General features: G+C 69.0%; 6 protein-coding genes and 1 pseudogene. 4 read left to right on the top strand and 3 right to left on the bottom strand.

Annotation, left to right across the window (positions count from 1 at the left end):
• Together glnA and Q8Q77_RS17800 are read left to right on the top strand one after the other, a co-directional pair.
• A pseudogene (gene glnA / locus Q8Q77_RS17805) lies at positions 1-448 on the top strand (glutamine synthetase); the annotation flags it as partial.
• Between the two features lie 185 nt (positions 449-633).
• Positions 634-2,964 (top strand): acylase, encoded by a 2,331-nt coding sequence (locus tag Q8Q77_RS17800; protein ID WP_305585100.1) that lies wholly within the window; start codon positions 634-636, stop codon positions 2,962-2,964.
• 68 nt (positions 2,965-3,032) lie between these two features.
• Here Q8Q77_RS17800 and Q8Q77_RS17795 read toward each other — a convergent pair whose 3' ends face one another.
• Genes Q8Q77_RS17795 through Q8Q77_RS17785 form a run of 3 tightly spaced genes read right to left on the bottom strand, consistent with a single transcriptional unit; the run spans position 3,033 to position 5,077 of the window.
• Positions 3,033-4,028, bottom strand: coding sequence for a Gfo/Idh/MocA family protein (locus Q8Q77_RS17795; protein WP_305585099.1), 996 nt, complete (start codon positions 4,026-4,028; stop codon positions 3,033-3,035).
• A 12-nt stretch (positions 4,029-4,040) separates the two neighbouring features.
• Entirely contained in the window at positions 4,041-4,481 is a 441-nt protein-coding gene (locus tag Q8Q77_RS17790; protein WP_305585097.1) for an isoprenylcysteine carboxylmethyltransferase family protein, read from the bottom strand.
• Positions 4,478-5,077: a TetR/AcrR family transcriptional regulator gene (locus tag Q8Q77_RS17785; RefSeq protein ID WP_305585095.1), complete on the bottom strand. Its 600-nt coding sequence runs from the start codon at positions 5,075-5,077 to the stop codon at positions 4,478-4,480. Before Q8Q77_RS17785 ends, Q8Q77_RS17790 begins: the two co-directional genes overlap by 4 nt.
• A gap of 154 nt (positions 5,078-5,231) precedes the next feature.
• On the opposite strand from Q8Q77_RS17785, the gene parE reads away from it, so the two are divergent.
• Positions 5,232-7,274: a DNA topoisomerase IV subunit B gene (gene parE, locus Q8Q77_RS17780; RefSeq protein WP_305585094.1), complete on the top strand. Its 2,043-nt coding sequence runs from the start codon at positions 5,232-5,234 to the stop codon at positions 7,272-7,274.
• A 158-nt stretch (positions 7,275-7,432) separates the two neighbouring features.
• Positions 7,433-9,106 (top strand): DEAD/DEAH box helicase, encoded by a 1,674-nt coding sequence (locus Q8Q77_RS17775; protein WP_305585093.1) that lies wholly within the window; start codon positions 7,433-7,435, stop codon positions 9,104-9,106.
• The last annotated feature ends 10 nt before the right edge of the window (positions 9,107-9,116 follow it).

The following is a 9,116-nucleotide window of genomic DNA, read 5'->3' as shown; positions in this document are numbered from 1 at the left end:
GCGCCTGGTGCCCGGCTACGAAGCCCCGGTGAAGCTGGCCTATTCGGCCCGCAACCGCTCGGCCTCGATCCGCATCCCGCACGTGGACAGCCCCAAGGGCAAGCGCCTGGAAGCCCGCTTCCCGGACCCGATGGGCAACCCGTACCTGACCTTCACCGCCCTGCTGATGGCCGGCATCGACGGCATCATCAACCAGATCGATCCGGGCGCGCCCGCCGACAAGAACCTCTACGACCTGCCGCCCCGCGAGCAGAAGAAAATCCCGGAAGTCTGCGGTTCGCTCAAGGAAGCCCTTGAGAACCTGGACAAGGACCGCGCCTTCTTGAAGGCTGGCGGCGTCATGAATGACGATTTCATCGACGCCTACATCGAACTGAAGATGGAAGAGGTCATGCGCCTCGCCCTCCACCCGCACCCGGTGGAATTCGACATGTACTACAAGTGCTAATCGCCATTACCTAAGACGTCGGATCAGGGCCGCGGATAGCTCCGCGGCCCTTTTTCGTGGGCGGGCGCGCCGACATCTTGCCGAGCAATCCCCGATCCTGAAGCTTCACCGTTGACGGACGGCGTTCGAATGGCCGTCATCGGCCCCTAGCGCGGCGCGTGCAGACGCCGCCAGAGGGAAACGCGATGAAGACGATCCGCAATTCGGCGGCGGTTGCGCTCGTGCTGGCCGCAGGCCTGGCCGGCGGCGCCCAGGCCGCGCGCTACGACGTCGAGATCGTCCGCACCAAGTACGGCATCCCGCACATCACGGCGGCCGACTATGGCGGCCTGGGCTACGGCCAGGCCTACGCCTTCGCCCAGGACAATGTCTGCCTGATCGCCGACAAGATCGTCACGGTGAGCGGTGAGCGGTCCCGGCATTTCGGCGCGGACGGGGTGACCACGGTCGCCTTCGCCGACATCAAGAACCTGGAGAGCGATTTCTTCTTCAAGGGCGCCCTCGACATCGTGGCCCTTCGCGCGGCCTTCGCCCGATCCAGCAAGGACTATCGCCAGCTCGTGACCGGCTATGTGGCCGGCTACAACCGCTTCCTGCGCGACACGCCGAGCGACAAGCTGCCCGAACCCTGCCGCGGCAAGGACTGGGTGCGGCCGGTCAGCGTCGACGACATGCTGCGCCTCAACGAGGAGCGGATGATCCAGGCCAGTGGCGGCGCCTGGCTGCGCCAGACCAATGCGGCGGCTCCGCCGAGCGCCGCGGATCCCAAGCCCATGGCGGCGCTCGGCCTGCCCGAGCCTGCGGAGACCTTCGGCCTGGGCAGCAACGGCTGGGCGTTCGGCCGCGAGGTCACGGCCAACCGCTCGGGCCTGCTGCTGGGCAATCCCCACTTTCCCTGGGAGACCACCAACCGGTTCTACGAGCTGCACCTGACCATTCCCGGCAAGACCGACGTCATGGGCGTGACCATCGCCGGTGCGCCGGGCATGTCGATCGGGTTCAACAAGGATGTCGCCTGGACCCACACGGTCTCCACCGACCGCCACTTCACCCTGTTCGAGTTGGCGCTCGATCCCGCCGATCCGACCGCCTATCTGGTGGACGGCAAGCGGCGGCAGATGACCCGTCAGGACGTCACCGTCGAGACACCCACCGGCCCGCAGACCCGCAGCTACTACGCCACCCACTACGGCGCAGTGGTGGTCGCGCCCCAGGCCGGGCTCGGCTGGAGCGCCAAGACCGCCTATGCGATCAAGGACGCCAACAGGTCCAACCTCCGCTCGGGCGACACCTGGCTGGCCATCACCCGCGCCAAGTCCGTGGACGAGATCAAGGCGATCGCCAGCCGGACCCTGGGCATCCCCTGGGTGAACACCATCGCCGCCGATCGCCACGGCGACGCCCTCTATGCCGACATCACCGCCACGCCGAACGTCTCGGCCGAAAAGCTGAAAGCCTGCGCGCCCAGCGCGCCAGCCGCCGCCCTGGGCGGTCTCGCCCGGATCTACGTCCTGGATGGCTCCCGCTCGGCCTGCGACTGGGATGTGGCGGCCGGAACCGTCGCCCCCGGCGTCATGCCGGGGGACGTCATGCCGTCGATGATCCGCACCGACTATGTCGCCAACAGCAACGACAGCTTCTGGCTGGCCAATCCCAAGGCGCCCCTGCCCGCCTTCTCGCCGTTGATCGGCCCGACCGCCGTCGTCCAGAATCTGCGGACCCGGTCCGGCATCGTCGAGATCGAACGCCGCCAGGCCAGCGCCGACGGCCTGGAGGGCAAGACCTTCGACGCGGAGAAGGTCAAGACCATGCTGTTCTGGAACCGCAACCTGGCCGCGGACCTCTATCTGGACGACGCGCTGAAGGCCTGCGCCGCCAACCCGACGGCGACCACCGCGGCCGGCAAGACCGTCGACCTCGCCCCCGCCTGCGCCATCCTCGCCAAGTGGGACCGGCGGATGGACAACGACAGCGTCGGGGCCATGCTATTCGTGGAGTTCTGGAGACAGGCCGAGCGTAACCCGACCCTGTTCGCCACGCCCTTCGATCCCACCGATCCCGTCAACACCCCGCGCGGCCTGAAGACCGACGCCGACAGCGCCGCCAAGCTCACCCAGGCCCTGGCCGGCGCCGTCGAGCTGATGGAACGCCAGAAACTGGCCCTGGACGCGCCCTATGGCTCTGTCCACTTCGCCGTTCGCGGAGAGCGCAAAATCCCGGTCCACGGCGGGGAGGGGCAGGCCGGGGTGCTCAACGCCCAGCAGTCGCGGTTCGTGCCCTCGGCCGGCGGCTATGTGCCCTATCACGGCTCCAGCTACATCCAGGTGGTGACCTTCGACGACAGGGGTCCGGTGGCCGACGCGGTGCTGTCCTACTCGCAGTCCACCGATCCGGACTCGCCACACTATGCCGACCAGACCGAGCTCTATTCGAAGAAGGGCTGGCATCGCCTGCCCTTCCACAAGTCCGACATCGCCGCCGAGGCGATCAGGCCGGCGCTTAAGCTTTCGGAATAGGGGGAGATCGGGCGTGGTCGGCTGAGCCAATTGGCGAATTCCGCGAACCCGCCGCCCCTTGCGCCACGCTAGTTCAAGGTCATCCGTCCGCCTAGGCGCGTGGCGGCCTTGATCGCGTCGATGGCGGTCATCTGGGCCACGGCGTCCAGTCCGCCGGTGAGCGGCGGCGGTCCGCCCCGGACGGCCGCGACGAAGGCCCGAAGTTGGAAGTCGTAGGTGGGATCGCGGGTCACGGTCTCGCGCCGGCCCCCCTCACCTTCCCGCGTCACCTCCAGCAGATGGCCCATCTGCGGCGCGAGGGGATTGATCACCTTCAGGCTTCCCTCCAGGCCGGTGATCTCGAGGCTCGCACGGACTGGGGCGGCCATGTCGCAGGTCAGTTCGGCGATCACCCCGCCGGGGAAATTCAGGATGGCGTGGGTGGAGATGTCGACGCCCGAGGCCCCGAGCACCGACTCCGCCTGGGCGCCGAGCGGCTCGGCGCCGGCCACCGTCCGCGCCCAGTGCAGGCAATAGGTCCCGAGGTCCATCAAGGCGCCGCCGCCCAGGGCCGCGTTGTAGCGCAGCTCGTCGGCGGTCTCGGCGATGGAGGCGGTGAACACGGCGTCCATGCGGCGGACCGCGCCGATCTCGCCGCTGGCGCAGATCTCCAGAACCCGGGCGAACAGCGGGTGGTAGCGGTAGTGGAAGGCCTCCATCAGAACGAGACCCGCCGCCTGGGCGGCTTGCGTCATGGCGCGGGCTTCGGCCGCATTGAGCGCGAAGGGCTTCTCGCACAGCACCGGCTTGCCGGCCTTGAGCGCCGCGAGAGTCAGGTCGGCGTGCCGTGACGGCGGCAGGGCGTTGTAGATCGCCTCGACCTCCGGGTGGGCGATCAGGGCCTCATAGCTGTCCAGCGCGATGGGGATGGCGTGCTCGATAGCATAGGCCGTTGCCCGGCCCTGGTCGCGCGCGGCGACCGCGACCACCTGCGCGACGCCGGTCGCCCTGGCCGGGCCGATCAGGGCGGGCGGCGCGATCCGCGCGGCGCCGAGAATGCCGATCCGCAAAGGCCGCTCGGCCATGATCCCTCTCCGTCAGATCCAGCGTCGCACGCGCCGGGCATAGGCCTCGTAGGCCTCGCCGAACTTGGCGCGCAAGGCCTTCTCCTCGAACGGGATGTATACGAACTGGCTGGCGGCGGCGAACACCGCCGGCCCGGCGAACGGACTCGCGGCGCCCAGCAGGACCGCGACCCCGATCAACAGCAGCAGGAAGCCGAGATACATCGGGTTGCGGGTCAGCCGGAACGGGCCGTCGGTCACCAGGACGCCGGGCTCGTTGAAGGTCTGGATGTTGGTCCCGATCCGCCGGAACAGCCCCGAGCCTTGCAGCAGCAGCAGGACGCCAAGCGCGCCTGGAAGCAGGCCCAGCCAGTTCAGCGGCGACGGCAGAAGGATAGCGCCCGGCCAGGCCAGGCGCAGGGCGCCCATGACGACCAGCAGGATCAGGACCAGGGGCGGCGGCAGGAGTCTCATCGGACGGACCCTCCTTCGGACCGGGCCGCCAGGGCCCGGCGCAGAACGACTTGCAGCGCCGCCAGCGATCGTTCGCAGTCCTCGCCCTCGGCGACCGCGTCGGCGGTCTCGTGCAGCACGGCGAACAGCAGGCGCGCGGTGGGCTCCGGGTCGAGGCCGACGAAATCGCCCGCCTCCTGCCCCGCCCGGATGACGGCGGCGAGGCGCGTGGTGGCGCTCTGCTGGGGTGGCAGGGGCCGGCGCCGCGCGAAGTCGCTGTGGAACAGCACGTCGTGCAGACGCGCCTGGCCCAGGGTGAAGGCGACGAAGGCCGCCGCCAGTTCGTCCAGCACCCGCAGCCAGTCGAGCGGAGCCTCGACCTCGCTGGGCAGCTGGTACCGCGCATCGAAGCGCTCGAAGGTCCGGGTCCGCAGGGCTTCCAGCAGATCGTCCCAGGTCGGGAAGTAGTGATAAAAGGTGCCCTTGGCGGCCCCGGCGGCGGCCACCACGTCCTCCACCCGAACGCTCTCGCCGTCGCGCGCCAGCAGGCGCTCGGCGGTTTCGAGAATTTCCAACCGCCGCGCGGCGGGATCGAGGCGTCGGCGCTGCTCGGCCATGCTCGCTTCCTATCGACTGATGGTCGATAGTTGTTGACCATGGGTCAATTGTCAATCCTGGGGATGGGCTCGATACGGGCGGAGCGGTCGCATTGCTTTGCCGGCCGCCGCGATTCATATGGTGCGGTCTCGAATCGTTCCATTTTCAGGTCTCATGTCCAAGGCCCTCCTCCCCCAAGCTTCCCTGTTCGATGACGCGCTGAACCCGGCGCCGGCCGCGCCGCTGGCCGAAAGCCACGAACCGCGCGCCGATCCGGCCATCACCGGCGGCTATTCGGCCAAGGACATCGAGGTGCTGGAGGGGCTGGAGCCGGTCCGCAAGCGCCCGGGCATGTATATCGGCGGCACGGACGAGCGCGCCCTGCACCACCTGTTCGCCGAGGTGCTGGACAACGCCATGGACGAGGCCGTCGCCGGCCACGCCAAACTGATCGAGGTGCGGCTCGAGGCCGACGGCACGCTCAGCGTCAAGGACGACGGCCGCGGCATCCCCGTCGACCCGCACCCGAAGCATCCGGGCAAGTCGGCCCTGGAAGTGATCATGACCGTCCTGCATTCGGGCGGGAAATTCTCGGGCAAGGCCTACGAGACCTCCGGCGGTCTGCACGGTGTGGGCGTCTCGGTGGTCAACGCGCTCTCCGAGCACGTCGAGGTCACCGCCTGGAAGGACGGCTTCGAGTGGCGCCAGTCGTTCAGCCGAGGCAAGCCGCTGGGCGGCATCGAAAAGGGCGCGCCGACCCGCAAGAAGGGCACGGCGATCAGCTTCCTGCCCGACCCCACGATCTTCGGCGAGGGCGCGGCCTTCAAACCCGCGCGGCTCTACCGGATGGCGCGGTCGAAGGCCTATCTGTTCGGCGGCGTCGAGATCCGCTGGAGCTGCGATCCCTCGCGCATCCACGACCAGACCCCGGCCGAGGCGACGTTCCGCTTTCCCAACGGCCTGGCCGACTTCCTGGCCGAACGGGTCAAGGGGATCGAGACCGTCACCCCTGAACCCTTCGCCGGCCGCATCGAGCGCAAGCACGAGGGCGGGACAGTCGAATGGGCCATCGCCTGGACCCCGGCCGGCTTCGGCGAGGCCGACGGCTTCATGCAGTCCTACTGCAACACCGTGCCCACGCCCGAGGGCGGCACCCACGAGGCGGGACTGCGGGCGGCCCTGACCCGCGGCCTGAAAGCCTATGCGGAACTCACCGGCGAGAAGCGCGGCGGCATCCTGACCGCCGAGGACGTGGTGGCCCAGGCCGGCGCCCTGATCAGCGTCTTCGTGCGCAATCCCGAGTTCCAGGGCCAGACCAAGGAGCGGCTGTCGTCCGCCGACGCCCAAAAGCTGGTCGAGAACGCCCTGCGCGACCCGTTCGACCATTGGCTGACGGCCCAGCCGAAGGCCGCCAGCGCCCTGCTGGAATTCGTCATCGAGCGGGCCGAGGAGCGGCTCAAGCGCCGCCGCGACAAGGAAGTCGCCCGCGCCTCGGCCACCCGCAAGCTGCGGCTGCCGGGCAAGCTGGCCGACTGTTCGGGCCAGGCCACCGACGGCACCGAGATCTTCCTGGTCGAGGGCGACAGCGCCGGCGGCTCGGCCAAGCAGGCCCGCGACCGCCGCACCCAGGCGATCCTGCCCTTGCGCGGCAAGATTCTGAACGTGGCCTCGGCCTCCCTGGACAAGATGTTCGCCAACAAGGAGCTCACCGACCTGATGCTGGCGCTGGGCGTCCAGGGCGGGTCGAAGTTCAAGGAAGAGGACCTGCGCTACGAGCGCGTGGTGATCATGACCGACGCCGACGTCGACGGCGCCCACATCGCATCGCTGCTGATCACCTTCTTCTACCGCACCATGCCCAACCTGATCCGGGCGGGGCGGCTCTATCTCGCCCTGCCCCCGCTCTATCGCCTGAGCCACGGCGGCAAGATCATCTACGCCCGCGACGACGCCCACCGCGAGGAGCTGCTGGCCACCGAGTTCAAGGGCAAGAAGCCCGAGATCGGCCGCTTCAAGGGCCTGGGTGAGATGATGCCGGCCCAGCTCAAGGAAACCACCATGGACCCCAACCGCCGCACCCTGGCGCGGGTCACCCTGCCGCGCGCGGAAGAGGCGGTGGAGGAGCTGGTCGAGGCGCTGATGGGGCGCAAACCGGAGTCGCGTTTCCGCTTCATCCAGGAGAACGCGGAGTTCGTCGTGGCCGATCTGGACGTCTAGCCGCCGCCTAAGATGAGCGGCCCTTGAACCATAAGCTACAGAACGCGTTTGACTTGGAGGCGGCAGACCCTATCTTCCGCCGCGCGCGACGATCGCCGTCCGCGCCGCCGCGGTTCGTGCTCCCTCTCGGGCGGGCCAGCCGCCCCACTTGCAATTGAATGACTGAATTTTCCGAACTGGGCCTGTCGCCCGCGACATTGAAGGCCGTGGCCGACACCGGCTACACCACCGCAACACCGATCCAGGCCGAGGCCATCCCCGTCGCCCTGCAGGGCCGCGACGTGCTGGGCATCGCCCAGACAGGCACCGGCAAGACCGCCGCCTTCACCCTGCCGATGATCGATCGCCTGGCCGCGGGGCGCTCCAAGGCCCGCATGCCGCGCGCCCTGGTCATCGCGCCCACCCGTGAGCTGGCCGACCAGGTCTCCGCCTCCTTCGAGAAGTACGCCAAGGGCCAGAAGACCAAGCTTTCCTGGGCGCTGCTGATCGGCGGCGTCTCCTTCGGCGACCAGGAGCTGAAGCTCGACCGCGGCGTCGACGTGCTGATCGCCACCCCCGGCCGCCTACTCGACCACTTCGAGCGCGGCAAGCTGCTGATGACCGGCGTGCAGATCATGGTGGTCGACGAAGCCGACCGCATGTTGGACATGGGGTTCATCCCCGACATCGAGCGCATCTTCAAGCTGACCCCGGCCAAGAAGCAGACCCTGTTCTTCTCGGCCACCATGCCGCCGGAGATCACGCGGCTCACCAAGCAGTTCCTGAACGATCCGGTGCGGATCGAGGCCACCCGGCCGGCGACCACCGCCGAGACCATCAGCCAGTACGTGGTGCGCCTGCCCACCTCCGATCCGAAGGCCAAGCGCACCGCCCTGCGAATGCTGATCGGCGCCGACGACGTGCGCAACGGCATCGTCTTCTGCAACCGCAAGTCCGAGGTCGACATCGTCGCCAAGTCGCTGAAGGCCCACGGTCTGGACGCGGCGCCGATCCACGGCGACCTCGACCAGGCGACCCGGATGCGCACGCTCGAGGCGTTCCGCAAGGGCGAACTGAAGCTGCTCTGCGCCTCGGACGTCGCGGCCCGGGGCCTGGATGTCCCCGACGTCAGCCACGTCTTCAACTACGACGTCCCGCACCACGCCGACGACTATGTGCACCGGATCGGCCGAACCGGCCGCGCCGGCCGCACCGGCAAGACCTACATGATCGTCACCCCCGCCGACTCGCAGAACATCGCCAAGGTGTTGAAGCTGATCGGCAAGGATCCGGAAGAAGTGGTCCTGGAAGGCGTCGATTTCGCCGCCATCAAGGACGAACGGCGCACCGAGGGCCGCGGCGGACGCGAACGCGGCGGCGGTCGTGAGCGCGGCGGTTCGAAGGATCGCTCGCCGCGCGGTGAGCAACGCAGCCGCCCCCACGCCCCGCACGGCCAGACCGCTTCCATGGAGCCGATCACGGCGCCGATGGTCGCGCCGGTCACCGAGGAGACGCCTCCGGCGCCGGCTCGCGGCCGTGGGCGTAAGCCGCCGGTCGAGGCGCGGGTCGAGGTTCAACCCGAGGCTCGGGCCGAGGCCGCTCCGGCCCCGCGCGAAGAACGCCCCGTGCGCGAGGAGCGTCCGGAACGGTCCGAACGCCCGGCCCGCGCGGAACGTCCTGAACGCCAGGAACGTCCCCGCCGCAATGAGCGCGAGGAACGTCCGCGTCGCGAAGCCCGTGAGGATCGTCCCCGCCGTGAAGACCAGGACGATCGCAGTGTGGTCGGCTTCGGCTCCGATACGCCCGCCTTCCTGATGCGCGCGCCGCCGAGACTGCCGCCCGTCGACGAATAGTCGCGGGCCA

Origin of the sequence: Phenylobacterium sp. (genome assembly GCF_030698145.1) — a bacterium.
In the GTDB taxonomy this organism is placed as follows: Bacteria; Pseudomonadota; Alphaproteobacteria; order Caulobacterales; family Caulobacteraceae; genus Phenylobacterium.
Note: the sequence above shows the minus strand (reverse complement) of the source record. Positions and strands in the feature narration are given on the sequence as shown.